At 73.8% G+C, this 25,600-nt stretch carries 18 protein-coding genes; 7 read left to right on the forward strand and 11 right to left on the reverse strand.

What is annotated here, in order from left to right; all coding sequences use genetic code 11:
- Positions 1-121 precede the first annotated feature (121 nt).
- A complete protein-coding gene (locus tag FYW99_RS13035; RefSeq protein ID WP_150252312.1) occupies positions 122-1,495 on the reverse strand; it encodes an SLC13 family permease in 1,374 nt (457 codons plus the stop codon).
- Between the two features lie 136 nt (positions 1,496-1,631).
- On the reverse strand, positions 1,632-2,228 hold the full coding sequence (locus FYW99_RS13040) for a histidine phosphatase family protein (RefSeq protein ID WP_150252313.1): 597 nt from the start codon (positions 2,226-2,228) through the stop codon (positions 1,632-1,634).
- 148 nt (positions 2,229-2,376) lie between these two features.
- On the opposite strand from FYW99_RS13040, the gene FYW99_RS13045 reads away from it, so the two are divergent.
- Positions 2,377-3,462: a hypothetical protein gene (locus tag FYW99_RS13045; RefSeq protein WP_150252314.1), complete on the forward strand. Its 1,086-nt coding sequence runs from the start codon at positions 2,377-2,379 to the stop codon at positions 3,460-3,462.
- A gap of 62 nt (positions 3,463-3,524) precedes the next feature.
- Positions 3,525-4,724 carry a hypothetical protein gene (locus tag FYW99_RS13050; protein ID WP_150252315.1) on the forward strand — a complete coding sequence of 400 codons (1,200 nt, stop codon included), beginning with the start codon at positions 3,525-3,527 and terminating at the stop codon, positions 4,722-4,724.
- Positions 4,725-4,762: 38 nt separating this feature from the next.
- On the opposite strand, the gene FYW99_RS13055 is transcribed toward FYW99_RS13050, so the two are convergent.
- The 5 genes from FYW99_RS13055 to FYW99_RS13075 form a co-directional block, all read right to left on the reverse strand.
- Positions 4,763-5,395 carry a M15 family metallopeptidase gene (locus tag FYW99_RS13055; protein ID WP_150252316.1) on the reverse strand — a complete coding sequence of 211 codons (633 nt, stop codon included), beginning with the start codon at positions 5,393-5,395 and terminating at the stop codon, positions 4,763-4,765.
- A gap of 148 nt (positions 5,396-5,543) precedes the next feature.
- The gene (locus FYW99_RS13060; protein WP_150252317.1) at positions 5,544-9,866 is read right to left on the reverse strand and encodes an SbcC/MukB-like Walker B domain-containing protein; all 4,323 of its coding nucleotides are present in this window, start codon (positions 9,864-9,866) and stop codon (positions 5,544-5,546) included.
- On the reverse strand, positions 9,866-11,395 hold the full coding sequence (locus FYW99_RS13065; protein ID WP_150252318.1) for a DUF2398 family protein: 1,530 nt from the start codon (positions 11,393-11,395) through the stop codon (positions 9,866-9,868). Before FYW99_RS13065 ends, FYW99_RS13060 begins: the two co-directional genes overlap by 1 nt.
- Complete coding sequence (locus FYW99_RS13070; RefSeq protein ID WP_150252319.1) at positions 11,395-12,924, reverse strand: TIGR02677 family protein; 1,530 nt, start codon at positions 12,922-12,924, stop codon at positions 11,395-11,397. The genes FYW99_RS13065 and FYW99_RS13070 overlap by 1 nt, the downstream gene beginning before the upstream one ends.
- 252 nt (positions 12,925-13,176) lie before the next feature.
- Positions 13,177-14,661, reverse strand: coding sequence for a sodium/glutamate symporter (locus FYW99_RS13075; protein ID WP_150252320.1), 1,485 nt, complete (start codon positions 14,659-14,661; stop codon positions 13,177-13,179).
- 545 nt (positions 14,662-15,206) lie between these two features.
- On the opposite strand from FYW99_RS13075, the gene FYW99_RS13080 reads away from it, so the two are divergent.
- Both FYW99_RS13080 and FYW99_RS13085 read left to right on the forward strand, forming a co-directional pair.
- A complete protein-coding gene (locus FYW99_RS13080; RefSeq protein ID WP_150252321.1) occupies positions 15,207-15,710 on the forward strand; it encodes a DoxX family protein in 504 nt (167 codons plus the stop codon).
- 131 nt (positions 15,711-15,841) lie between these two features.
- Positions 15,842-16,660, forward strand: coding sequence for a metallophosphoesterase family protein (locus tag FYW99_RS13085; protein ID WP_150252322.1), 819 nt, complete (start codon positions 15,842-15,844; stop codon positions 16,658-16,660).
- 167 nt (positions 16,661-16,827) lie between these two features.
- Here the strand turns inward: FYW99_RS13085 and idi are convergent, their stop codons facing one another.
- The 4 genes from idi to FYW99_RS13105 all read right to left on the reverse strand — a co-directional run bounded on the left by idi (position 16,828) and on the right by FYW99_RS13105 (position 21,278).
- On the reverse strand, positions 16,828-17,427 hold the full coding sequence (idi, locus tag FYW99_RS13090; protein WP_150252323.1) for an isopentenyl-diphosphate Delta-isomerase: 600 nt from the start codon (positions 17,425-17,427) through the stop codon (positions 16,828-16,830).
- Between the two features lie 97 nt (positions 17,428-17,524).
- Entirely contained in the window at positions 17,525-18,385 is an 861-nt protein-coding gene (locus FYW99_RS13095; protein WP_150252324.1) for a geranyl diphosphate 2-C-methyltransferase, read from the reverse strand.
- Positions 18,386-18,484: 99 nt separating this feature from the next.
- Positions 18,485-19,822, reverse strand: a complete 1,338-nt coding sequence (locus tag FYW99_RS13100) for a family 2 encapsulin nanocompartment cargo protein terpene cyclase (RefSeq protein WP_150252668.1) — start codon at positions 19,820-19,822, stop codon at positions 18,485-18,487.
- Between the two features lie 52 nt (positions 19,823-19,874).
- Entirely contained in the window at positions 19,875-21,278 is a 1,404-nt protein-coding gene (locus FYW99_RS13105) for a family 2B encapsulin nanocompartment shell protein (protein ID WP_150252325.1), read from the reverse strand.
- Between the two features lie 775 nt (positions 21,279-22,053).
- Here FYW99_RS13105 and FYW99_RS13110 point away from each other — a divergent pair.
- From FYW99_RS13110 to pdxA, 3 genes are read left to right on the forward strand one after another with little or no spacing between them, the layout of a single operon-like run.
- The gene (locus FYW99_RS13110) at positions 22,054-23,097 is read left to right on the forward strand and encodes a 2-keto-3-deoxygluconate permease (RefSeq protein ID WP_150252326.1); all 1,044 of its coding nucleotides are present in this window, start codon (positions 22,054-22,056) and stop codon (positions 23,095-23,097) included.
- Positions 23,094-24,293, forward strand: a complete 1,200-nt coding sequence (locus FYW99_RS13115) for a four-carbon acid sugar kinase family protein (protein ID WP_150252327.1) — start codon at positions 23,094-23,096, stop codon at positions 24,291-24,293. Before FYW99_RS13110 ends, FYW99_RS13115 begins: the two co-directional genes overlap by 4 nt.
- Positions 24,290-25,318, forward strand: coding sequence for a 4-hydroxythreonine-4-phosphate dehydrogenase PdxA (pdxA, locus tag FYW99_RS13120; RefSeq protein ID WP_150252328.1), 1,029 nt, complete (start codon positions 24,290-24,292; stop codon positions 25,316-25,318). The genes FYW99_RS13115 and pdxA overlap by 4 nt, the downstream gene beginning before the upstream one ends.
- Positions 25,319-25,600 lie beyond the last annotated feature (282 nt).

Here is a 25,600-nt window from a genome sequence, read left to right on the forward strand (position 1 = left end):
GGAGGGGCCCGAAGGCCGGGCCCCTCACACCCGCGGGTTCACGGGCGCCCCCCAGCGGCCCCGACTGTCCCCCGCAAGGCACTGTCGTCCCAAAGGCACTGCCGTCCCAAAGGCACTGCCGTCACAGCAGTCCCGGCACCACCAGCACACCCCAGGCGACCAGTGGTCCCACGACCACCACGATGCCGCTGTAGACGAGCATCTGGCGGTAGAAGCGGGCCGGGTCCACCCCGGTCGCGTTGGCCAGCACCAGGGCGCCGTTGGTGGAGAAGGGGCTGACGTCGACGATGGTGGAGGAGATCGCGAGGGCCACGATCACTCCGGTCGCACTGATGTCGCCCATGAGCAGGAACGGGATGGCCAGCGGGATGGTCGCGCCCAGGATCGCGGTCGAGGAGGCGAAGGCCGAGACGACGGCGCCGATGTAGCACAGCAGCAGCGCCACCAGGAGCGGGGCGCCCAGACTGGCCGCCCCGTCGCCGACGTACTCGATGGTCCCCGCGCTCTCCATGATGCCGACGAAGGTGAGCATGCCGGTGATCAGCAGGACCGTGGACCAGCTGATCTGGGAGAGCACGTCCTTCTGCGACTGCGGCGCGATCAGCGCCAGCGCCACGCTGACGGTCAGGGCGACGAAGCCGACGTCGAGGCCCACGCCCAGGGCCAGGACGCCCAGCGCGACGATGCCCACGAGGGTGGCGATCTGCTCGAACCGGACCGGCGTGCGCTCGAAGGCGGCCTCGCCGCTTGCGCCCGTCCCGCTCCCGGCCGCCCCGCTCCCGGCGGAGGCGTCGGCGGGGCCGCCCGTGGCCAGCGCGACCGATCCGGTTCCCGACCCGCCGGAGGTGCGGGCGGCCTCGGTGGCGGCCTCGGCCTCGTGCGCGCGCACGCCGAAGAGCCGGTTGCCGCCCAGGGAGACGAAGAGGATCAACGCGATGCACAGGTTGAAGACCAGGCTGCCGAGGAACAGCGTGATGGGGGATACGGAGAGCCCGCTGTCGGCGACGATCCCGTTCACCGTCACGCCGTAGACGCTGACCGGGGAGAACCCGCCGCCCTGGGCGCCGTGGACCACCATCATGCCCATCAGCAGCGGGTTGATCCGGTACCGGGCGGCGAAGCTCAGCGCGATCGGCGCGACGATCGCCACGGCCGCCGGGCCGAGCGCGCCCACACCCGTCAGCACGGCGGAGATGCCGAACATGATCCACGGGATGGCGGCCACCCGGCCGCCGACCATGCGGGTGGCGCCGCGGACGAGCAGGTCGATCGTCCCGTTGTTCTTCGCGATGGCGAAGAGGTAGGTGACGCCCACCAGGGTGAGGAACAGGTCGGCGGGGAACCCGCCGAGGACCGCGTCGGCGTCCATCCCGAGGACCAGGAGTCCGACCATGAAGGCCGCGACGAAGGCCAGCGCGCCGATGTTGATCGGCAGGACGGTGGCGATGACGAACATCGCCAAGAGGACGAGGATGGTGAGAAGCTGAGGGGTCATGACATACCGATCAGAGGGACAGTTGGGGCTGTGATCTGGGCCATAAGGCTAGTGGCCTAGCCAATAGGCCTTTAAGCCTTCTGTCAAGTCCTCCGGTCGTACGATCCCCGGTCCCGGTGCTGCGACGGCCTTCCCGTCAGGTCGGCACGTTCCAGGAGGTGAGCACGGGACGGTCGTGCTCACGGCCCAGCGTGCTCACCGTGGCCGTCTCCAGCCGGAACAGCGCGCCCGCGGCGGGCGGCAGGCCCAGCCAGCGCGCGGTGAGCACCCGCAGGACGTGGCTGTGCGCCACCAGCACCACGTCGGCCCCTCCCCCGTCGTCGAGCAGGGGCGCCAACCTCTCCAGGACCCGGTCGACGCGCTCCCCGACCTCCTCCACGCTCTCCCCGGGATGCCCGGGTCCGCCCGGCACGATCCCGTCGTGCCACAGGTACCAGCCGGGACGCCCGACCTGGATGTCGGCGGTGGTGATTCCCTCGTAGCCGCCGTAGTCCCACTCGGTCAGGTCGGAGTCGGTCTCGCTCACGCGCAGCCCGGCCAGTTCGGCGGTGCGCGCGGCCCGTCGCAGCGGGCTGGTCACCACCCGCCCGACGTCGCGCGCGGCCAGCAGCGGACGCAGTGCCCGCGCCTGCCGTTCCCCCTCCTCGGTCAGGGGGATGTCGGTGAGTCCGGTGTGGCGCCGCGTGCGGCTCCACTCGGTCTGTCCGTGCCTGATCAGCACCATGTCGCCCATGGCCCTGTTCCTGCCCCGGGAGGGGGCGCGAAACTCCTCCGCCCCGGCCGGGGCCGCCCCGGGTGCGGCCTCCCGACCAGGCAGAGCACGCAGAGCACGGCGGGTGACCACCTTTGACAGCCCCACCCGTTTCCAGCACGATGTGCGGATGAGGAAGCCCTCCAGGGCGGTCGCCGCCGTCAGCGCCGCCGTGGGCGCGGTGCTCGCCGTCTCGGGCGGCTGCCTGGTGTACGACGCCCACCAGCGCGCGGACCCGGCCGAGGCGCTGCTGCGGGCGGCGGCCGCGGTCGACGCGAGCCCCGGCCTGGTCGTGCGGGTCACGCGGACCCCTACCGACGACCGCGGCGAGGCGGCCGACGGCACCGCGGACGCCGCCCACCAGGTGTGGCCCGAGGGCGAGACCCGCTTCACCGTGCGCTACGCGGCGGGCAGCGGAGCCCTGAGCATCGAGCCGGAGGACGCTGACCTGGGGTACGGCCTCATCGTCAACGGCGACGGCGCCTTCCTCCACGTCGAGCCGGGCGGCTCCGCGGCCGCCGAGGGACTTCTCGCCGACGCCACACCCCTGGAGCGGGCCGCCCTGTTCCCCGCCGAGGACTACGGACCCGCGCTGTTCTCCGGGCTGCTGACCTCCCTGGCCGCGGACCCGGACCTGACTCGGGCCCTTCCTGGGAGCGCTCCCAGAGGGGACGGGGACACCGGCCCGGTACTGGAGGGCGACCTGGCTGCCTGGGACCTGGACCTGGGCCGCGTCCTGCCCCGGGAGGGCGCCGGCCGCGTGGAGCTGACCGGGGACGGCCTGCCCGCACGCGTGGAGCTCACCGTGCCCGGATCCCGTCTGGAGTTGGAGCTGACCCTGCTGGACCGGCCCGCCGACCTTCCCGTCCCCCGAGTCGCGGACGCTTCCGGACAGGAACCGGGCAGCACGGGCCTGTGGTGGCCAGGCCGCACCGAACAGCTGGTCACGCCCGTCTGCGGCCGGGTGGGCGGGAACGGGGCCGGGTGGTGGGTGGTCCCCGTGTCCTGGACCACGGCGTGCGCGCGGGCCGCGCCCATGGCCTCGACGCTGCTGACGGCGCATCCCCGGCTCACCCCCGGGACCGAGGAGTTCTTCTCCGCGCCGGTCGGGATCGGCGGCATGGTGTGCCGGTGGGCGACCGTCGGCGGCTCCTCCTGGCGCCCGCACGGCTGCGCCGGGCCGGGGTCGGCCGCCTTCGAACTGCGCTCCTGGTGAGCCGGGGCGTGAATCCGGCGGACGCCGGACACGGGGGAGCTTTCGTCGCTACGCTCCTGACCATGACGCAGCACACCGCCACCAGTGACGTGCGGGATCCCCTGCCCGAGGAGATCCCCCAGCCCCGTTTCCACCGGCCCAACGAGGACCTGGCCGCGGCCATGGAGTGCGCGCGCTGCAGGGAGCAGGGCATCAGCGTGCCGCCGGGCGGCGCTCCCGCGCGGCTGTCCAACTCCGAGGCCAAGAAGGCCAAGAAGGCGAGGAAGCGCGCCCTGGAGGAGGCCAGGAGCAGGCCCCAGGAGAAGATCCCGGCCGACCGCAGGCGCGTGCCGCGGATGGGCCCCCACCACGCGGAGTTCTTCCGCGAGCTGTGGGAGCGCGTGGCCTCGGAAAACGCGGGCTCGACCCCCGACAGCCGACTGCTCGCCCTCACCTTCACCCTGCGGGGCGCGCTGAAGGGCTGGGCGAACTTCACCGGCCAGGACCTGCGCATCCTGCGTCTGGAGGACGCCCACTCCGCCCTGAGCGACCTGACCTCCTCGGGGTGGCTGGGCACGACACCGGAGACGGTGATCGAGTCCGACGCCGCGAACCCTGCCCGGTGCGGCCTGCCGAGTCTGGACGGCAACACCTGGAAGCTCGGCAACGGCGTGCGGTCTCGGGCCTCGGGCTGGTTCTCGCGCACCCTCGCCCACAAGAAGATGCGCAAGAAGCCCAACCGGCTCCGCCTCGTGGCGGCCTACCTCGCCCTGTGGGCCGATCCCGACGGCCGGATCCGCGTCCCGGCCGCGGACGTCGTGACGGCCTGCGCCCTGTCCGGCACCGACGAGCTGGCGGAGCTGCTCGCGTGGCTGACGGAGATCTCCTGGGTCGAGGACCTGGGCGTCGACGGCGGCGCCGTGGTGGCCTCCCTCACCGAGGTCACCCTGCCGCTGGCCTACGTGCCCCTCCCGGAGCCGACGCCGCCTGGCACCGCGCCGGCGACCACGCCGCTGGACGTGCCCGTGGCCGACCGCGCCCGGGAGCTGGTCTCGGGCCGCGGGGAGCGGGTGGCCCGCTGGGTGGACGCCTACCGGGACGAGCACGGGCACGGGCCCAGCTGGTCGGCGGTGGCCGGGGCCTTCGGGTGGCCGCCGCGCCAGGCGCCCGACCACGACGTCACCCACGAGGTGTTCCGCCTGCTGGCCGAGGACGGCTGGCTGACCGGTTTCGGCGTGCCCTTCGGGCTGCGCTCGGGGACGGGCGGCCCGGAGGCGGACTGATCCGGCGCGCGGGCGGGGCGCCGGGCGGCGCCCCGCCCCTAACCCGCGGCGTCGGACAGCAGGTCGGGGCAGTTCCCGCCCGGCTCGGTGAGCAGTTCGAAGTGCCACATCTCGTTGGCGTAGACCTGGCACAGCCCGTAGGCCGAGCCGCGGCGGACGAGCCAGTCGGCGGCGTCGGTCGGTCCGATGTCGATCGCGTCCCCGGTCACGTGCCTGGACTCCTCCGGGGTGCTGACCAGCCTTCTGGCCTCCTCGCGTGACCCGTGGTTGAGGACGGCCTCGTCGAGCAGGTGCCGCTGGTACCCCTCACTGCGCCAGCCCGACGTGACGTGGAGGACGGTCCCCTCCTCCAGGGCGTCCCGGGCCGCCTCCTGCACGGCCTCCAACAGCGCACCGTCCAGGCGGGCGATCGAGGGGTACCGCGTGTCGAACGGGGTGACCGACAGGTCGTCCGGAAGGGCGCCGTCCTCAGCCGTGAAGACCGCCTCCTCCCGGTCCGGCACCAGCACGTTCACCGACCAGGCCGCCAGCACGATGACCACCGCGGCGCACAGGGCCGCGGCCAGCCGGTACCGGGGCCGCCACCCGCGGCCGAGCGGGCCGCGGGGACGTCCGTCCGCATCCTCGGCGGGGAGGCCCTCCACCGTCTCCCGCTTCGTCACTGCGCTCATCCTTCACCTCTCGGGCATCGCCTGCGCGATGTGTGGGGTCCTTGTCGCCCCCGAGTGAAGTACGAGCGGTGTTGCACGGACGTGTCGTTTTTCGGCACGGCCGCGATGCGCCTTCAGGAGAAGGCCGCCGGGGCCGTGCCGGGACCGCTCAGGCGTCGGCGTCCTCCAGCAGGGTTCCGGCCGAGGACAGCGGGGCGAACCGGCTGGGGGTGACGCCCAGCAGCCGGGCGGCCAGCTCCTCGTTGCCGGAGAACCCGGCGTCGGCGTCGATCGTCTGGGCGCCGTCCCAGAGCATGAGCATCGCCGAGACGGTGTGCGCGCCCTTGTCGTGGTGCATGTCGTAGTGGGCGGCCATGGGCACGGTGTCGTAGTGCACCCACAGGTCGTGCCCGGTCATGAACATGTCCAGGTCGAAGGTGACCGTCAGCCCCATGAGTTCGGGCTTGTAGCGGTCGTCGATCCCCGCGAAGGCCTCGTCCAGGGCCACCATCCGGGGGCAGGTGGGCGCGGCGGAGGTGTACAGGGCGTTGGCCGCGGCGAACAGCGGCAGGTGGATCGCGGCGGACTTCTCGCCGCCCGACATCTGCTCGTGCTTGTTCCTGGTGAGCTTGACCTCCTCCTGGCCCGGCACGGCCAGGCGCAGCTCGAACCGGTACCAGGTGCGGTAGTCCAGCACCGCCGACAGGACCTGCTTGTAGGTGGCGCGCGGGTGGGCGGCGTGGTGCTCGCGGATCATCTCCCGCAGGACCTCGCGCAACCGTGTCAGCCCCGAGGCGCCCAGTCCGTCGGTGTCGCGCCGGACCAGGCGTGCGGCGGTGGCCTGGTGCTCGGTGACGCGGTCCGAACGGCTCCAGCGGATGCCGATCCGGGTGCCCGAGGACATGGGCCGCGAACGGGTGTCGCCGTCCATGCTGACGACCAGGTCGCGGGCCACCCGCACCCGCTCGTGGATCTGCTGGGCGATCCCGGTGAGCAGTTCGTCCTCCAGCACCCCGCGCTCCTCCTCGCGCAGCAGCGCGCCCTGTTCCTCGACGCGTTCGGCGATGACGCGGGCGAAGGCGGAGACGGGGTTGCGGCCGGTCTCGTCGTTGACGAACACCGTGATGACGCCGCTGACGCCGAGGTCGTGGTCGACCCGGTAGCCCTCGGCGTCGCCGCCCAGGGTGTCCTGGAAGACGCGCAGGGCGTTGGAGAGCCGTGTGGAGACGGACTTGAGGTCGCCGTCGGTGACCGCGGCCCCGGAGCCGACGGCGACGGTGAACGCGTCGAGCAGCTCCGCCGCGTGACCGGGCAGGACGGCGCGTACGGCGGCCTCCGGGTCGCCCGGGACCGAGGCCAGGATTTGCTCGGCGGCCTCGCCGGGGGCGGGCCAGGCGCGCCGGTCCGGCCAGGCGTGCGCGGTGTCCACGCCCAGGGTGGCGCGCAGATCGGGATGGGTGAGGGCGGCGAAGGCGTCGGCCTGCTCGAACAGGACGGTGAGGGAGTCGGTGAGGGCCCGCTGCCCGCCCTCCAGCTTCTCGTCGGCCCGGATCATGGCCTCGTGGGCGGCCGCGGCCTCCTTCTGGGCGCTCTGGTGCTCCTCACGAGCCCGGTGCAGCCCCTCCTTGACCTGTTCGAGCTCGGCCATGAGCTCGCGGACCGGGGCGTCGATGCCCTCCTGCTTGGCGGTCAGCTCGGCCACGGCGCGCTCGTGCTCGCGGGTGCGCTCCTCGTGGCGCCCGCGGTCCTCCTCCAGCCGTCCGCGCAGGCGGGCGAGGGTCTCCTTCCGGCCGTCCAGGTCGGCGGCGAGCCGGTCGACCTCGGTACGGGCGGTGTGCAGCCGGCGCGCGGTCTCCAGGAAGTCGTCCACGGCACGGGCGACGGCGTCCACCGCCTCGGGCTGGGCGGGCATGGCGCGTTCGGCGGCCACCGCGCGCACCTGGTGGCGGTGCGCGTCGGCCTCGGCGACCGCGGCGTCCAGGTCGCGGCGGCGCTCCTCGCTCTCGGCCCGCGCCGAGGCCAGGAGGGTGGACTGCTGGTCGACCCGGCGCACGGCCCGGTCGATCGTGGTGGTCTCGGGCAGGGCGGCGCGGGCCCGGGTGAAGGCCTTGAGCAGTTCGCCCGCCCGGTCGAGCTGCTCGGCGAGCCCCGCGCGCCGTTCGTCGAGCTCGGCGATGCGCGCGTCGCACTCGGCCAGGCGCTCCCGGCGGCGGTGTGCGCGGTTGGTGGCGCCGATGAACTCGGGGGCGGTCTTGGGGCTGACGCCCACCAGCATCCCCTGGGCGAACCGTGCGCCGGTGCTGACGGTGTGCGCCGCAGCTCCCCCAGCACCCGCGCCGCCCCCGGTGTCGGCCGACCCCTCGGAACCGACCGGACCGAGGGGCTGGACGACGTCCGTGGGGTCGGCCGGACTTACCCCGCTGTCGTCGGTCAGGCGCACCGACGCCAGGACACGGGCGATGACGTGCTCGGGAACCAGGTCCTGCTGCTCGGGCACCAGCACGTCGGCCAGGGTGGGGCCCTCTCCGACGGCTGCGCCCCCGGCGGGCAGCAGGTAGGCGTCGGCTCCGCCCGCGGCGAGCGCGGCGCGGGCGGCGTCGGCGTCGGGGGGCAGCACCCAGGCGGTGAGCAGGCCCGCGCCGTGCAGGGCGCCCTCGATCGCGGCGGCCTCGTCGTCGCCGACCGCGTCGGCGAAGCGGACCAGCTGCCACAGCGGGGCGCCGGGGCGCCCCTCGCGGGAGGCGGTGCGCAGCGCGTCGGCGGGTGGGGCGTCGTCGCGTTCGGCGGCGATGTCCTCGCGCTCGCGGGTGAGGCGGTCGATCTCGGCGGCGAGCTGGTCCCGGTCGGTCTCCAGGGTGCGCGTGTGCGCGGCGGCGTCCAGGCGCTGCTGGTCGGTGTGCTCGCCGTAGACCTCCGCCACCGTGGGGGTGCCGGGGCGGCCGACGCCCTCCAGCGCCTCGGCCAGGGCCGCGACGCAGGCGGCGTCGGTGACCGGGGCGGAACCCTCGGCCCAGTGCCCGGACCAGGCGGTGAGGGCGTCGGCGGCGGTGGCGCGGGCCGCGGCCAGGTCCTCGGCCGCGCGGGCGCACTCCGCCTCGCTGCGCCCGAGCCGGTCCTCGGCCTGGGTGCTGGCCCGCTCGGCGGCACCGCGCGCGGTCTCGGCCCGGGCGAGTTCGGCGAGGCGCCCGCGGACCGCGGCCACGTCGGCGCGCCGGGCGGTCGCGCGCGCCTGGGCGGTGGCAGTCAGGTCCTCGCCGGTGTCGGCTGGCCCCTCCCCGTCGTGGTCGAGCCCGGCCTGACCGGCGCTCTCGGCCAGCTCCACGGCCAGTTCACCGGTGCGCGCCCGCCCGTGTTCGAGGTCGGCGGCGACCCGGTCGGCCTCCCGCTGGAGGGCGGCGACCTCCCCGGCCTGTTCGTCCAGCCGGGTCTGCTGCTCGGCCAGGGCGCGGGCGTTCTCGGCGCTGTGCGCGCGTTCGATCTCCAGGGCGGCGTGGCTGCGGAAGGCCTCGTGCGCCTCCAGCCCGCCCTTGCGTGCGGCGAGCCGACGGATCCGGGCGTCGTGCTCCTCGGCCCGGTCGGTGGCGGCCGCGTGCGTGAGCGTGGCCCGCTCACGGGTGTCGCGGGCCTCGGCGATGGCGCGGGCCTGCTCGGCGGTCTGCCCGGTCGCGGTGTGCACGCGGGCGAGGCGGTGGCGGGAGTGGGCGGTGAGGTAGGCGGCGTACTCCCCAACGAAGGCCGTGGTCGCGGCGTGCGCCGTGGTGGCCTGGTCGAAGCGGCGCTGGACGGCGGCCAGGTTGGTGAAGTCGCGGGCCGCCTGGTCGACGAGTTCCTCGTCCAGGGGGCTCAGGCCGCTGGTGAGGGTCTCGGAGACCTTCTCGGGGTCCAGGTCCTTGGCCAGCAGCGGGCGGCGCAGCGCCAGCAGCAGGTCGAGCAGCTGGACGTAGCGCTCGCCCAGGCCGAACAGGCGGGCGTCCACGGCGCGGCGGTAGTCGGCGGCGGTGGAGCGGAAGGCGTCCTCGCCGAGCACCCCCTTGAGCTGCCTCTCGGTGAGCGGACGGCCGTCGGAGGCGAGCAGGCCGAAGTCCACGCCCAGGCGCTGGTCGGTGACGAAGAAGGAGGGGGTCACGCCGTCGCGGTGGCGGTGCGCGCGCAGGCCGATGACCAGGGTGACCGTCTCGGTCCCCTCCCGCTCCTGCGGCTCGGTGCGGGCGAACTCCATCCACACGTACCCGTACTCGGAGTCCTGGCCGCGGTAGAGCAGGTTGGACTTCATGGTGCGGTTCTGGCCGCTGAAGGGGTCCAGGCGGCGGGCGTCGGTGTACCCGTCCAGGATGAACGGGAAGAGCACCTCCAGCGCCTTGGTCTTGCCCGAGCCGTTGTGTCCGCGCAGGACGAGGCGCCCGTCGGCGAACACGAACTCCTCGTCGACGTAGTCCCAGACGTTGATCACACCGGCGCGGCTGGGCCGGAATCGGTCGCTCCTGGGGGACATCACTTTCCTTCCGCAGAGGTGGAGGCGGCAGCGGGGGCCGTGTCGGGCGAGGCGTCGGAGGAGGCGTCGTCCGCGGCGCCGGCTGCCCCGGAGCCGTGGTCCGCGAGGCCGGGTCCCGCGGGCGCGGCGGGCTCCCCGCCGCCGGTCGGGCCCCGCTCCCCCGGCGGGGGACCGGTCAGCCCCAGGGGCAGCTGTCCCCCGTCGGCGCGCTCGGGCAGCGCGCCCTGGATGTTGCGGTAGCGGGAGGCGGCGGGGAGCACCAGGGCGCCGCCGGGGACCGGCCGGATGAGGGAGAGCTCGGCGAGCAGGGTCAGGGCGGCGTCCAGCAGGCCGTAGGGGTCCTGCTGCCAGGCTCCGCCGAAGGAGGAGGCGCCGAACTCCGCGTAGAGCTCGTGGATCATGGTCTCCCAGCGGCCGCGCTCGACCAGGGGGACCTCCAGCAGCGCCGCGGCCTCCTCCCGCTCCCCCGCGGGCTCCCCGGTCCAGGCCAGGTCGGCCACGACGCCGTCGCGGGGCAGACCGGCGTCCACGAGCCGGACGAGTTCGGCCTGGTCGTCGGCGTGCGGGGGCACCTGGAGCCGGACCAGCGCGGCCAGGGAGGTCTCCAGCAGGTCGGCCACCTTGGCCAGCAGCAGTCCGGCGGTGCGGTTGACCGCCCCGCCCCGGCCGGGGAAGGGCCGGTCGGTGAAGGTGCCCGCCGGGTCGGCCAGCAGGACGCCCTCGGCGCGGCGCTCGACGCTGAGCCCGGTGGCGCGGGCCAGGTCCTCGGCCACGCCCCGGCCGCGCAGGACGGCGGCCACCGCAGGTTCGACGTCGGCGTAGTACACGACCGGCCGCTCCACCAGGAGCCGCCGCGCCCGCCGGGCCGCCTGCTCGCGCGGCGAGGCCTCGGTGAGCGGGTCGGCGAGCAGGCCGGCGACGCTGCCCAGGTGCTGGACCGGGCGCGCCGGACGGAACAGCAGCTCGCACACCTCGTGGTCGATGTCGAACAGGGCGTCGCCCTGTTCACCGCCCGCCGCCCACGCCTCCAGAGACCCGTCGGACAGGTGGAGCGCCCCGCGGTCCACCAGCCAGTGGGCGACGTCGACCAGCGCGGCCTTGTGGGCGCCGTCGGTGGGGTCGTAGCCCAGCCCGCCGACGGCGTTGGCCGCGGGGGTGAACCGGCCGACCAGGTCGGCGAGGCTGATCTCGGTCTGGGAGCGCTGGAAGGCGGCCAGCACCAGGCACAGGTAGGCGAGTCTGCGCCGGTCGAAGGGCTTGCCCCGGCGCGAGAAGGTCTGGCGCTGGGTGGGGTCCAGGGCGTCGAGCTCGCGGACCAGGCGCACGTGGTCGGTGGTGGCGACCAGGGTGTAGCCGAAGAGCCGCTCCAGGTCGGAGGCGAGTTCGTCGGCCCAGCGCAGCACCTGGTCCAGGACGCCGGGGCGCGGGCGCGCGGCGGTGATGAGGTCGCAGGTGAGGACGCGGCGCATGGCCTGCTGGTAGGAGCCCAGGTCGGCGGGGGCGACCGTGCGGGCGAAGAGTCGGGGCATCAGGTGTTCTTCGTTCGGGGCCGGTGGCCGGTGGCCTCCAGGCGCAGACCCGGCAGGTGGAGCCGGCCCTGGCTGGTGTGGACGGTGCTGCCCGCCGGGTCGGGGACCAGGCGGACCATGGTGCCGTCGCCCTCGCCGCTGGCCGAGGACAGGCGTCCGGCGACGACGCTGCGCGACTCCAGGGCACGGGTGACCAGGCGCAGCAGGACGCGGGTGTCGGTCTCGTCCAGGACCCGGCCGTGGGCGCCCAGGTCGACGAGGCGGGCCGCGGCCTCGCGTTCGGCGGCCCGGCCGGCGGCCTGCTGTCCGCGCAGGCGCGCCTGGGCGCCGGGGTTGCGCCGTACCGGCTTGGGCACGCCCGCGTTGGGGGCGGTGCCGCTGCGGAACAGGGTGACCGACACCTCCACGCCGGGGGCGTCCCACCAGGTCGTGTTGGGCGGGATCTGTTCCTCGTCGTCGTGGGCCGCGCCCAGGTGGCGTGCGGAGCGGACGTTGAAGGCGGCGCCCATCAGGGCGTGCGCGGCGCCGTCGTCGGGGGTGTGGAACACCCACTCGGCGAGGTGGCGCAGCTGGGTGGAGCGGTTGACCCCGCCGCGCTGGGCCTCGGTGATCTGGCGCAGCAGGGTGATGACGCCGGAGACGGCCGACCGGGTGGCCGAGTGGAGTTCGGCGGCCCGCGCGGGGATGGCGTCGTCGGAGGCGAACCAGGCGCGCAGGGCCCGCCAGCGGCGCCGCCAGTCGGCGAGGCGCTCGTCGCGCTCCATGAACAGGCGCTCGTCGGAGTCGGCGGCGCGGGAGAGCAGCGTGGCCAGCCCGGTCTCCTCCACCTCGCGCACGGCGCGGTCCAGGCGGGGCAGGTAGCGGTCGAGTTCGGCCATGAAGTCGCTCATGTGCACCAGCAGGGCGTTCTTGTGGCGCAGGAAGATGTCCGGGGAGGTGTCGGTGGAGCGCAGGATCTCACCGAGGGTGACGTGGAACTGGGCGGAGCGGCGCCCCATGTCCTCCATGACCGCGTCCAGGCGCGAGAGCCTGCGGTAGACCTGTTCGGCCCGGCCGGTGCGGTTGGCCTCGGCCAGGGCGCGCAGGTCCTCCAGGACCTCGGAGAAGACCAGCCGGGACAGGTTGACGTCCTCGATGCGGGCTCCCAGCAGGTTCTCGACCGCCTGGTAGGCCCGGTAGCCGAGCTCGCTGAACTGGTAGACCGACTGGCGGTTGCGGTAGCGCGCCAGGTTGCCGGCGCGCGAGGCGTCGTCGAAGCGGTGCACGACGCGGTCGGCGTGCAGCTCGTCCAGGCGGTCGCGCAGGCTCCGGTCGGGCACGGGCACCCCGTCGTGGGACCGGGCGAGCTCGCGCAGGGCGTCGGCGACGTCGTCGGGGGCCGCCTGGACCTGGTGGACCTCGCGCAGGCGGTCCATGGCCCGCAGGATCCACAGGTAGGTGACGTGGTCGTCGCGCCGGGTGAAGTTGAACAGACGGAAGCGGTCGCTGACCGCGAGCGAGTCCATGTCGAGGGCTCTGCGTTCGACCACGGGCCGCCCCTTCGGTTGGTGTGCGCTGCCGGGGCGGACCTCGGGCCGGTCCCGCCTCCACGACTAACGCTAGGTGACCGAAGGGACGCTACACCCGTTTTCCACAGGCCCGGTTCCGGGAGGACGCTCGGCGCCCCGGCGAGGAGCGGCCCGGGGCCGCGCCCGCGCCGCGGCACCGGAGCACCGGACAGGCCCTGACCGCTGAGCCCCGCGCCCCGCTCCGCCGGGGCCGGGCCAGCGGGCGCCCCGGCGTCAGGACACCGTCTCGGCCTCCTCGGCCTCCCGTTCGGGCACGGCGGCACCGCGCGACCGGCGCCGGAGCACGAACAGGCCCGTGACCAGGCTGGCCGCCAGGACCACGGCCATGATCGCCAGGAAGCCCACCGCCCCCACCTGCGGGCTGATGATCAGCGGGATGGCGGCGGCGGTGACCAGGCCGCCCCCGAAGAACGGCTCGAAGATCAACTGCTTGTAGCCGAACGCCGGATAGGCGGGCGACTTCATCTCCGGGTCGACGACGCGCATCAGCACCAGGCCCGTGGCCGTGACGCCGAGCGACTGGCCGAACTCGCCGATGCCCCGTTCGAACCAGTGACTGGGCATCATCCGCGGCGCCAGGAACAGGAAGCCGCACAGCGACCACAGGACGCCCGCCACGGCGAGGATCACGAAGGCGGCGAGGTTGTCGGCGATGGCCTGGAGCGACAGGGTGGCCATCGCGGCGATGATGAGCACGTCCAGCGACAGGCCCTGGATCCGCTCGACGGTCCCGTGGTCCACCACGTCGTTGCGGTCGAACCGGTCGATGAACACCTGGAGGACGATGCCGCCGATCATGGCCAGCGGGAACAGCGGCACGTAGGCCATGATCTCGATGGTGTCGGCCCACAGCATCCGCTCCAGCCACTGCAACCCCATGAGGATGAGCTGACCGATCAGCACGGCGAGGGCGACCAGCCCGAAGTGGAGCGTCAGCGGGTCCATGGACGAGGGGTGGACGGTCATGGTCGAGCCCGCCGAGCGCTTGCCGGGCTCGACCAGCCCGGCCTGCTCGGTGTCGCTGCCGCGGGTGTCGGCGCTGATCACGTTGGACTTGCCGCGGCGCACGCCCCAGTTGATGAGGACGATGCCGACGATGATCCCGGACAGCAGCCCGACGGTGGCCATGCCCAGGGCGAGGTCCTGCCCCTCGGCCCAGCCCGCCTGGTCGAAGGTGTCGCCCAGGCCAGCCGCGGTCCCGTGTCCGCCGAGGAAGCCGATCTCGATCAGGGCCCCGGAGATGACCGGCACGCCGAACAGGGGGGCGAGCACCAGCAGGGCGAGCACCAGGCCGATCACGTACTGGCCGCTGGCCATGGTGACGCCGAAGGCGAGGTTGGGTCCCGCCAGGGACGCGGCTTCACGGAAGCGGGGCAGGGGCTTGCCGAGGAAGAGGCTGGCGAAGACCGCCGAGATCAGCAGACCGGGCAGGGCGGACCAGACCGCCATCACGTCGGCGCCGAAGAGCCCGCCCTCGGCCGCGCGCTCGGCGAAGCCCCCGCCGACGCCCCGGTCGGCCAACCAGCCCATGAGGCGCCCGAACACGTCGGGGCCCAGGAGCAGCGCGACACCGCCGCCGATGATCGATCCGGGCAGGTAGAGCCTCTGTGTCAGCTTCCACCTGACCCGTACCAGCTTCGCTACCAGCAGCAGCACTCCCAGCAGCAGGAGCGCGAGGCCGACGGTCTCAGGGCTCATCCTCTACCTCTCGTGTGTCGGTTCGGCGAGCGCGTACGCACCCGGACACGAGTGGGTCGGGGGCGGCACGCCTCGGCTCGGCGCCGTGGCGGGGAGGTAGGGGGGAGTGCGCCACGGCTCGGGTGACCGTGTCGTCACGATCACCCGCGGCATCCTACACACGCCCTAGTGGTGTCGAACACGGACTCAGCGTGACCGGAGCGGACGCGACACACGGCCCCGGTCACACTGCGCGACCCGCGACGACCGCGACCGCCAGCGCTCCCACCTGCGCCAAGGCCCGAACACGGCTCCACGGACCGCTTCACGGCGACCGACGGAGCGGGAGCCCGCCACCGGGGGGCCGCGGGCCCTACCCGAGCCGGTCCGCCCGGCCGCCCGTCTGCGGGATGGGAAGTGTCACCCGGAGCGCACGGGCGCCCGGCTCCTGTCCGGGGCCTCCTCCTCCGGCACCCCCCATCTTTCCATTGACAAGTTCTAGCGGCAGGGGGAATATTACCAGTGGAAAGATTGCTGGACAGGAGAGCGAACCGGAAGGAAGCACCATGGAACCCCTCATCGCCCTCGTCGGCGTCACTGTGCTGCTGCTCGTCCTCGGCGCCGCGGGCGTGCGCCCGCTGCGCTCCTGGCCGCTGGCCCTGCGGGGCGGGATCGCGGCCATGTTCACCCTGACCGGGGCGTCGCACTTCGTGGGCATGCGCGAGGAGCTGATCGCGATGGTCCCGCCCGCGCTGCCCGCTCCCGCCCTGCTGGTCACCGTCACCGGCGTCCTCGAACTGGCCGGGGCCGCGGGGATCCTGTGGGCGCGCACCTCGCCCTGGGCCGCGGCCGGGCTCAGCGCCCTGCTGGTGGTCATGTTCCCGGCCAACGTCCACGCGATCACCGCCGGGGCGGTCGCCGGGATGACCGAGAGCCTGCCCGTGCGCACCGCCGTGCAGGCGGTGTTCCTGGCCGCGACGCTCGCCGTACTGGTCCACCACCTGCGCGTCCGGCGGCGCGCGGCGCCGGACTCCCCCGCGCGGACGCCCCGCGCCGGAGCCGCCGCGTGAGCCGCCCGGCGGCGGCACGGCACAGGTCGGCCCTCGCGTGCCCTCCCTGCACCCCGGGGCGCACGCGAGGGCCTTCACGCGTGCCTGTGTAGGGTGGCCGCGGACCGGAGCCGACACGGGGAGACGGTGGGATGGGCCTGTTCGCCATCAGCGACCTGCACGTACGGCACGGTGACAACCGCGCCTTCACCGAGGGGCTGCGACCGGAGTCCGACGACGACTGGCTCCTGGTGGCCGGGGACGTCGCCGAGACCAGCGACGACGTCCTCTGGGCGATGGAGCTGCTGGCCGACCGGTTCGCCACCGTGGTCTGGGTGCCCGGCAACCACGACCTGTGGACCACACCCAAGGACCCCGTCCAGCTACGCGGGGAGGCACGCTACCGGCACCTGGTCGAGGGCCTGCGCGGCCTGGGCGTGCACACCCCCGAGGACCCCTACCCGGTGTGGCCGGGGCCCGGGGGCCCGGTCGCGGTGGCTCCCCTGTTCGTCCTGTACGACCACACCTTCCGGCCCGAGGGCACGCACACCAAGGAGGAGGCGCTGGCGGTCGCCCACGAGGCGGGCGTGGTGTGCACCGACGAGTACCTGCTGCACCCCGACCCCCACCCCGGGCGCGACGCCTGGTGCCGCGCCCGCCTGGAGTACACGCGCGGGCGGCTGGACGCGCTGGACGCGGACCTGCCCACCGTGCTGGTCAACCACTTCCCGCTCGTGCGCGAACCCACCCGGATCCTGCGCTACCCCGAGTTCGCCCAGTGGTGCGGGACGGAGGCCACCGCGGACTGGCACGTGCGCTACCGGGCGCGCGCGGTGGCCTACGGGCACCTGCACATCCCGCGCACGATCGTGGTCGACGGCGTGCCCCACGTGGAGGTCTCTCTGGGCTACCCCCGGGAGTGGAGCGCCCGTCCGCACCCGCCCGAGGGGCCGCGCCGCATCCTGTCCTAGCGGTACTGACCGCGAAGGCCCGCCGCGCCCCGCCCTGTCAGCCGTGATCTTGTACTCATAGCGCGTCTCGACGGTCCAACCTCGCTACAAGTACAAGATCATCGCAGGTCAGAACCCATGCGTCACACCAGCGACGGTTCCGGCCGGTCCATGAGCGGCCGGAGGCGCTACCAGCCCGCGTCGGGGGCCAGCTCGCGCACCGCGGGCAGCGCGGCGTCGAACACGGTCGTGAACCAGGCCGAGAGCGGGTGCTCCCCGCGCAGCCGCGCCAGCCCGGCCGGGTCGACGAACGCGGTCTCGGCGATCTCCCCGGGATCGGGACGCAGCCCGTCGCGCACCAGGCCCACGAAGAGGTGGTTGTACTCCTGCTCCACCAGCCCGGAGACCGGGTCGGGGTGGTTGTAGCGCACGGTTCCGGCCTCCCGCATCAGCGCGGGCGCCACGCCCAGCTCCTCGCCGGTGCGCCGGGCCGCGGCCGCGAAGGGCGGCTCACCTGGGTGGGGGTGGCCACAGCAGGTGTTGGACCACACGCCGGGAGAGTGGTACTTGCCCAGGGCGCGGCGCTGGAGCAGCAGGTGGCCCCGCCCGTCCAGCAGGAAGACCGAGAAGGCCCGGTGCAGCCGTCCGGGGGGCAGGTGGGCGGAGAGCTTCTCCGCGGTGCCGACCGTCGCCCCGTCCTCGTCGACCAGTTCGAGCATGACCGGCTGTGCGGCGCGGTCGTCCGGGGCGGCGGCGGAGCGGTGGTCGGCGTCCGTTCTGGCGGTCATCGGTGTCCTTCGTGTTCGACGGCGGGGTGCGGGTGTTCAGCGGGACGCGGCTGCTCCGCGGGGCGGCGCGGCCGGGGTCCGCGCCGCCCCGGGAGGTTCAGACGCGGTCGGCCGCGATGAGCAGGTAGTGGAAGCTGTTCTCCTTGTAGGCGGTGAGGAAGGGGTCCTCGATGCCGGTGGCCACGGAGGACTGCGCGCGCAGCTCCCAGTACGGGATCGTGGCCTCGGTGAGGTCGACGACCTCGATCGGGACGAGGCCGTTGGCGGCCATCGCCCGGAAGTACTCGCTCCGGGGGTGGATGTTGCAGGTGTAGTGCTCGTCGATGCGGCTGACCGCCTTGGAGCGGCCGCCGGTGACGTCGTTGTAGCAGCCGGTGATGGTGACGTAGCGGCCACCGTACTCCAGCAGGCGGGCGTGCTCGCGGAAGAGCTCGAACAGGTCCACGTACATGGTGGACTCGTTGTTCCAGCTGGCGCGCAGGGAGCCCGTCTCGAAACCGGTGTCGAGCATGTTGCGGAAGTGGAAGCGCACGCGGTCGGCCACGCCCCGCTCCTCGGCCTGGCCGTTGGCGAAGGCGACCTGCTGCTCGGAGATGCTGATCCCGTCCACGTGGCAGCCGAAGCGCTGGTTGGCCATGAAGCTGGTGCCGCCGCGCCCGGAGCCGGTGTCCATGATCCGGTCGTCGGGCCCGACCGCGCCCAGGTGGTCCAGCAGCAGGTGGGCCTGCGCGGTCTCCAGGCGGTGCATCTCCTGGATGATGCGCTCGTCGCGGGTCTGCTCCGGGCCCTCCAGCACGGACGGGTCGTAGTCGCCGATCCCGTAGTGGTGGTGGTAGAGGCCGTCGACCTCGCCGAGGCGGATGTTGACGGGATCCTTCTCGGCGTTCCAGTACGCCGCCACGGACTCCTGGTAGGCGGTGCGCAGGACGTTCGCCGATCGGCTGATGGTCTCGGTCATCGCGAGAGAACTCCTTGTCGTGGTGTGTGTCGGTCGGGAGCGGCCCGGGTTCGGGACCGGGCCGCGGAGGAGGGACGGGCCGCGCCGGGCGCGTCCCGTTCAGTCGGTGCCCGCCCCGTGGTAGCGGGGGCTGCGGGCGTGCCATTCGCGGCTGCCGCCGAGCCAGGCCCACAGGCCCCACAGGAAGCGGCGCAGCTCCGGCGAGCCGCTGAGCGCCAGGGCGGCGGCCTCGGCCTCGAAGGCGTGCATCAGCTCGTCGTGGATGTCGACGGTGCGCCGGACGGCCTCACCCAGCGAGCACCCGTCCTCGGTGGCGATCAGCCGGGGCAGGCTGAGGTCGGTGACGTCCTCCTTGCCCATGGAGTACAGGTCGTTGACGATCACGCTCGCGCTGCCCGCCAGGGTGAACACGCGGCGCACGCTCGGCTCGGAGAACTCCTGGTGCGGCAGCTCGTACCCGGCGACCGCGTCGATGAGCGCCATGCACGGCACGAAGCTGTTCTCGTGCCGGTGCATGAGGAACTCCCAGACCGGCGGCCGGTGTCCGGTCGCCAGCCAGACGCCCTCCTGGTTGTAGGCCACGAACATGATCGCCAGCTCGTGGCGGAGCCTGCGCACCTGCGACGCCGTGGCGTAGGTGCCGAGGTTGTCCAGGCTGGAGCGCAGGGCCCGCATCACGGGGTCCTCGCGCACGACCTCCTCCAGCTGGGGCGCGTAGCGCAGCGGCAGGTGCGCCTGGTCGATGACCGAGTGGGCGATCGCCAGGCGCTGGCCGAGCAGCTCCGGGTGCGCCTCCTCGGCCTCGCCGTCGACGTAGTGGTCGTCCACGGACCACTCGGCCAGGGCGCACTTGGCCGCCGCCAGCAGGCGGTCGGGGTCGTCGGTCTCGGGGTGGGCGAGCATGATCAGGCGTCCGAACCCGGCCGCGCGGACGCGGTCGAGCTGGCCGGGGTAGACCCCCACCTCCTCGGCCCACGCCACCAGCCGGTCGTCGACCTCGTCGCCCAGGGCGGGGTCGTCGCGGACGGCGGGCGGGCAGTACAGCGCCGGGATCCGCTCCCCGTCGACCTCGGGCCCCTCGGGTCCGGAGACGGGAGTCGGCCCCCCAGACCGGGAGGCGCCGGTCCCCGGGCGCTCCCTCGCCGGGGCGGTGACGCCCGAGGCACCCAGGCCCAGCCCGCCGGGGTGGCCGGGGGCGCGGAGTCCGGTGCGCGCGGCGAGGGCGCCGGGACTCTGGTCGGCGACGTGGGAGTCGGGCAGCCGGAGCCGCAGCGCCGACGTGCCGACCTCGCGGGACCCCACGGGCAGCCGGGGTGCGGGAGGCGTCCGCGGGGCGGCCGCGGACACCAGCAGGTCCGGCCTCCCGGGGCGCCGCGGGTCGCGGAGCAGGTCGTCCACCAGGGCCGCCGCCTCCGGGGAGGCGACGGAGGCGGACATCCTGGGCAGCGATGGCACCGTCTAGACCTCCTTCCCTGACGGTGTCGGGTGTTCAGCCACGCGGGTGGACCTCGGCGTTCTCCAGGACCCCGATGGCGTCGGGGACGAGCACCGCGGCGGAGTAGTAGGTGCTGACGAGGTAGGAGATGACGGCCTTGTCGTCGATGCCCATGAAGCGCGCGTTGAGGCCGGGCTCGACCTCGTCGGGCAGGCCGGTCTGGTACAGGCCGATGACGCCCTCGTTGTCCTCGCCGGTGCGGACCGCGATGATCGAGGAGGTCTGGTGCTCGGTGACCGGGATCTTGCCGCAGGGCAGGAGCGGCACGCCCCGCCATGCGGGAAGCTGGTGGCCGTTGACCTCGACCGTGCCGATGTTGAGCCCCCGGCTGTTGCACTCCTTGCCGAAGGCGGCGATGGCGCGGGGATGGGCGAACATGTACTGGGTGTTGCGGCGCATGCTCAGCAGGTCGTCCAGGTCGTCGGGGGTGGGCGGCCCCGAGTGGGTCTGGATGCGCTGCTTGAACTCGGCGTTGTGGAGCAGACCGAACTCGCGGTTGTTGACCAGCTCGTACTCCTGGCGCTCGCGCAGGGCCTGGATGGTCAGCCGCAGCTGCTGCTCGGTCTGGTTCATCGGCTTGTTGTAGAGGTCGGCGACCCGGCTGTGGACCCGCAGCACGGTCTGGGCCACGCTCAGCTCGTACTCGCGCGGCCTGAGCTCGTAGTCGACGAAGGTGCTGGGCAGCTCGGCCTCGCCGATGTGGCCCGAGGACAGGGCGATCTCGGCTTCGCCGTGCTTGTTCTGCCGCTCCCCGGGCAGGGACAGGTACTGCTGGACGTGGGCCTGGAGGGCGGGCGAGTCGTCCAGGATCGCGATGAACTCGCGCCGGGGCAGCTTCAGCAGCGTGCCCGCCGTCGCGGCCTTGACGGTGCACTCCCACACCGGTTCGGCGTCGAGCAGGTGCTGGTCGCCGAACCTGTCGCCGTCGGCCAGCACGCCGAGCCGGACCGCCTCGCCGTAGGGGCCGGTGCCGGTCCTGTGCACGCGGCCGTGCGCCAGCAGGTACAGGTTGTCGACCGGGGTGCCCTCCTCCGCCAGGACCTGGCCGGGCTCGAAGTCGCTCTGGACGAAGCGGTTGGCCAGGGCCGTCAGCACCTCCTCGTCGTCGAAGCCGCGCAGCAGGGCGAGCTCGCCGAGCTCGTGGGGGATGACCCGGACCTGGGCTCCGGACTGCTCGAACTCGATCCTCCCGTCGCCGACGGTGTAGGTCAGCCGCCGGTTGACCCGGTAGGCGCCGCCGTCGGTGTGCACCCACGGGAGCATCCGGGTCAGCCACCGGGAGCTGATCCCCTGCATCTGCGGCGTGGACTTGGTGGTGGTCGCCAGGTTCCGCGCGGCCGCGGTCCCCAGGCTCTGCTGCTTGCTGCTCCGTACCTCAGGAGCCGAGTCGATCGACATCCGCCGTGTCTCTCCTCATGCTGGTCGCGCGCCCGGTCCCGCGGGGCCGGGGGAGGTGGCCCCGCGGGACGGGCGCGGGTAAGGGAAAGGGTTGCGCGTACTCGGATACGTGGCGTGACCTGGGCGGTTGACGCACGGGCCAGCTTTCTCCGTAAACCGCTGATTACCCTAGGAGCGGCCATTCGGGCTCCGCAAGGAAATCAGAATTTTTCTCGGCGACACCGCGGGGATCCCTGTCCCATATCCGCGTCGCTCCCACTGACTCCGAGGGCACACACCCCACCGAAAGGCACTTCATGACCACACCACAAGCCCACGAACAGGGCATATGATCCCAAAATCCCCCGCAGTCCTCATGCGTGAGTACGAACCAAACTACGAACAGAAACTACGAATTCGGGACATTTCATGATGCGAATTTCTCATGAGGAAAGACCGGGTACGCCGCTTCCCGGTCACCGACGAGAGGAATTACGGCCAGCCGATGCCACGCCCGCGCCGCGACTCCGGAACGACCCCGCGAGAGGCCCCTGGACCGCGCGTGGCACGGATCACACCGACCCGGTCGCGCAGCCCCGCGACCAACCCCCGCACCGCCTCCGCGCAGCCTCCGCGGCGCCCCCGCGCCCCGAGTCCGCCGACGCCCCGATGTGAATCCGTGTGCCCGGATCTGACATCATCCCAACTTGTACGTACACTCTGTACGGACAACATGTGTACCGGCCTCCGACCTCCACGGGCCGCCCGCCGGGCCACCCCTGCGAACGGATACTTCATGCGCGACGACCACGGGTCCCTGGTGCCCCTCTACCACTGGATGAACAAGATCCCCGGCGGGGCGATGCTGATCCCCCTGGTCCTGGGATCGGTCATCGGAACCTTCGCCCCCGGGGCGCTGGACATCGGCAGCTTCACCACCGCGCTGTTCAAGGACAGCGCGATGCCCCTGATCGCCCTGCTGATCTTCGCCACCGGAACCCAGGTCACGCTCCGCACGAGCGGACCCGTCCTGGCCACCACCGGTGTCGTGCTCCTGGGCAAGAGCGTCGTGCCCGGCCTGCTGATCATCGCGCTCGCCGTGGCCACCGGCCCCGAAGGCGTCCTGGGCGTGTCGATCCTGGCGATGATCGCCGCCGCCACCAACGCCAACGGCGGGCTGTGGCTGGCCATCACCGGCCAGTACGGACGCGCCCGCGACCGCGGCGCCTACATCGCCGGAGCGGTCAACGACGGCCCCTTCTTCGCCCTGCTGTTCATCGGGGCCTCGGGGCTGGGCCAGATCCCGCTGACGACCCTGCTCGCCGCGATCATCCCGTTCGTGCTCGGCGTGGTCGTGGGCAACGTGGACGCGCAGTGGCGCGAGGTGCTCAGGCCCGTGCCCGCCATCGTCATCCCGTTCTTCGCCTTCGCCCTCGGCACGGGGATCAACCTGGCCGACGTGGCCCGGGGCGGACTGACCGGCGTCCTGATGGGCGTGGTCATCACCCTGGTCACCGGCGGGTTCGTCTACCTCGGCTACAGGTTCCTGCTGCGGCGCGGCGGGGAGTCCGGCGTCGGCTTCGCCGCCGGCACCACCTCCGGCAACGCCGTGGCCACCCCTGCCATCGTCGCCGCGGCCGACCCGTCGTTCGCCGCCTACGTGGGCACCGCGACCTCCCAGGTCGCCGCGAGCGTCCTGGTCACCGCCCTGCTGGCCCCGCTGGTGACCACGTGGGTCCTGCGCCGGGCCGGGGCCTCGCCCGGCGAGGCGGAGAAGGAGGAACAGGACCGCGCCACCGCGTCGGCGGGGTCCGTCGAGGCCGGGGAGGAGAACCCGTGAGCACACCCGCAGAGCCCCGCGTGGCCGTGGTCGCCGACGACCTGACCGGCGCGGGCGACACCGCCGTGCAGTTCCTGCGCGCGGGGTGGAGCACCGAGCTCCAGCTCTCCCCCGCCCCCTCCACCGCCGAGGTGGTCGCGGTCAGCACCGACTCGCGGGCCCTGCCCGCCGAGCAGGCGGCCCGGGCCGCCGCCGAGGCCGTCCGGCGCCTGCGCGGGGCGGGCGCGGCCCGCCTGTACAAGAAGGTCGACTCCACCCTGCGCGGTCCCATCCGCGCGGAGATCGACGCGGCGCTCTCGGCCTGGTCGCCCGACGCGGTCGCCGTGGTCTGCCCGGCCTTCCCGGCCACGGGGCGCACGGTCCGCGACGGGGTGCTCCTGGTCGACGGGGTCGAGGTGCACCGCACCGCGGTCGGCCGTGACCCGGTGACCCCGGTGACCGAGAGCCGGATCGCGGTCCTGCTGGGCGCCGGGCACGTCCGGCTCACCGGCCGGGATCCCCGCTCCGACGCCGAGCTGCTGCGCGCCGGCGGTCCGGTCGTGGTCGTGGACGCCGAGACCGAGGAGGACCTCGACCGCCTGGCGGCGGCCGTCACCGCCCTGGGCCCGGACGCCGTGCCCGTGGGCTCGGCCGGGCTCGCCTCCCGGCTGGCCGGCTCCTGGGCCGCGCGGGAGGCCCCGGCGCCCGCGCTCGTGGTCGTCACCTCGCTGCACCAGACCGCCCGCGGCCAGGTGGAGGAGCTGCTGGCCGACCCGCGCACCCGCATCGAGCGGCCCGCGCCGGGTGACCTCGCCGACGACGAGGCGTGGCGCTCCTGGACCCATGAGGCGCTGGAGCGCTTCGACCCCTCGACGGCCCACACGGCGCTGGTGGCCCCCGAGGACCGCGACGGCGAGCTCGATCCGGCCGCCGTGGCCCGCCGCATGGGCGAGTTCGCCGCCGCCCTGGCCGGACGGCACGAGCTGTCCGGGTTCGTCGTCACCGGCGGAGACGGGGCCCGCGCCCTGACCCGGGCGCTGGAGGCCCGCGCCATCGCCCTGACCGGCGAGGTCGCGCCCGGCATCCCGATCGGCACGCTGTCCGGCGGGCCCCGGCACGGCCGCGCCATCGTCACCAAGGCCGGGGGATTCGGATCCCCCACCGCACTACTGGAGGCCGCCGAGGCGGTCCGCCACCCGAAAGGCAGGAACGCATGAGCCGTCCCACACTGGCAGTCACCCTCGGCGACGTGGCGGGGATCGGCCCCGAGATCACGGCCAAGGCGCTGCTGCACCACCCCGAGGTCCGCGAGTACGCCAGGCCCGTCGTGGTCGGTGACGCCGACGCGCTGCGGGGCGCCGTCACCGCGGTCGGCGGGGACCCGGAGGCGGTCAACACCGTCGCCTCCCCGGCCGAGGCCGCCGACGAGCCCGGCGTGATCGACATCGTGCAGACCGGCCCCTCGCTGGGCCACGTCCCCCCGGGCGAGCTGAGCGCGGAGGCGGGCGACGGGGCGGCACGGTTCGTCATCGCCGCCGTGGACCTGGCCAGGCGCGGCCTGGTGGAGGGCATCGTCACCCCGCCGCTGAACAAGGCCGCGATGCACCTGGGCGGCCACGCCTGGCCCGGGCACACCGAGCTGCTCGCGCACGAGTTCGGCGTGAAGGACTACAGCCTGGTGCTGTCGGCGGACGAGCTGTCCTTCTTCCACCTGACGACGCACGTGTCGCTGCGCCGGGCCATCGAGGGCGTCACCCAGGAGCGGACCCTCCAGGTGCTGCGCCTGATGAGCGCCTTCGCCCGCGCCCAGGGCAGCCCGGACGAGCCCATCGGGATGGCGGGCCTGAACCCGCACGCGGGTGAGAACCGCCTGTTCGGCGACGAGGACGCCGACGTCCTGGCCCCCGCGATCGCCCGCGCCCGCGAGGAGGGCATCAACGCCCACGGCCCGCTCCCGGCCGACGCCCTGATCCCGGCGGCGGTCAAGGGCAAGTGGAAGCTGGTCGCGGTCTGCTACCACGACCAGGGACACGCGCCCTTCAAGGCGGTCTACGGCGACGACGGGGTCAACATCACCGCGGGCCTGCCGGTGGTGCGGGTCTCGGTCGACCACGGCACGGCCTTCGACATCGCGGGCCGGGGCATCGCCCGCGAGGCCAGCCTCGTCCTGGCGATCCGCCGCGCGGCCGAGCTGGCCCCCGGTTGGGGCCACGTCTGGCAGGCCACCCGCACCGAGGGGTAGTCGCACGGGGTGTGCGCGCCCGTGCGCACACCCCGGCCCCCGTGGTACGCGGGAACGCCCGCGCACCACGGGGGCCCCGGGACCGACCGGCCTCCCCCGGGGAACAGGGGCCGCGTCCCGCGCACCACCGCGTTCCCCCGACCGGCCCGCCTGTCGTGGGCGCCCCGCCCGTCCTGCGGGGCGCCCGCCAGAGGCGGGCCCGTCACACCGCACTCCCCGCCCCGGCCAGCGCGTCCGCCTCGCGTTCCGGCGGCCGGACGCGGGCTGTCACACGAGGCTCCC

This window comes from Nocardiopsis deserti (genome assembly GCF_008638355.1).
GTDB classification, from domain to species: Bacteria; Actinomycetota; Actinomycetes; order Streptosporangiales; family Streptosporangiaceae; genus Nocardiopsis; species Nocardiopsis alborubida.

Coding starts and splice junctions, on each gene's coding strand:
- FYW99_RS13035 (WP_150252312.1), bottom strand. CDS start 1,495: ATGACCCCTCAGCTTCTCACCATCCTCGTCCTCTTGGCGATGTTCGTC.
- FYW99_RS13040 (WP_150252313.1), bottom strand. CDS start 2,228: ATGGGCGACATGGTGCTGATCAGGCACGGACAGACCGAGTGGAGCCGC.
- FYW99_RS13045 (WP_150252314.1), top strand. CDS start 2,377: ATGAGGAAGCCCTCCAGGGCGGTCGCCGCCGTCAGCGCCGCCGTGGGC.
- FYW99_RS13050 (WP_150252315.1), top strand. CDS start 3,525: ATGACGCAGCACACCGCCACCAGTGACGTGCGGGATCCCCTGCCCGAG.
- FYW99_RS13055 (WP_150252316.1), bottom strand. CDS start 5,395: ATGAGCGCAGTGACGAAGCGGGAGACGGTGGAGGGCCTCCCCGCCGAG.
- FYW99_RS13060 (WP_150252317.1), bottom strand. CDS start 9,866: ATGTCCCCCAGGAGCGACCGATTCCGGCCCAGCCGCGCCGGTGTGATC.
- FYW99_RS13065 (WP_150252318.1), bottom strand. CDS start 11,395: ATGCCCCGACTCTTCGCCCGCACGGTCGCCCCCGCCGACCTGGGCTCC.
- FYW99_RS13075 (WP_150252320.1), bottom strand. CDS start 14,661: ATGAGCCCTGAGACCGTCGGCCTCGCGCTCCTGCTGCTGGGAGTGCTG.
- FYW99_RS13080 (WP_150252321.1), top strand. CDS start 15,207: ATGGAACCCCTCATCGCCCTCGTCGGCGTCACTGTGCTGCTGCTCGTC.
- FYW99_RS13085 (WP_150252322.1), top strand. CDS start 15,842: ATGGGCCTGTTCGCCATCAGCGACCTGCACGTACGGCACGGTGACAAC.
- idi (WP_150252323.1), bottom strand. CDS start 17,427: ATGACCGCCAGAACGGACGCCGACCACCGCTCCGCCGCCGCCCCGGAC.
- FYW99_RS13095 (WP_150252324.1), bottom strand. CDS start 18,385: ATGACCGAGACCATCAGCCGATCGGCGAACGTCCTGCGCACCGCCTAC.
- FYW99_RS13100 (WP_150252668.1), bottom strand. CDS start 19,822: ATGTCCGCCTCCGTCGCCTCCCCGGAGGCGGCGGCCCTGGTGGACGAC.
- FYW99_RS13105 (WP_150252325.1), bottom strand. CDS start 21,278: ATGTCGATCGACTCGGCTCCTGAGGTACGGAGCAGCAAGCAGCAGAGC.
- FYW99_RS13110 (WP_150252326.1), top strand. CDS start 22,054: ATGCGCGACGACCACGGGTCCCTGGTGCCCCTCTACCACTGGATGAAC.
- pdxA (WP_150252328.1), top strand. CDS start 24,290: ATGAGCCGTCCCACACTGGCAGTCACCCTCGGCGACGTGGCGGGGATC.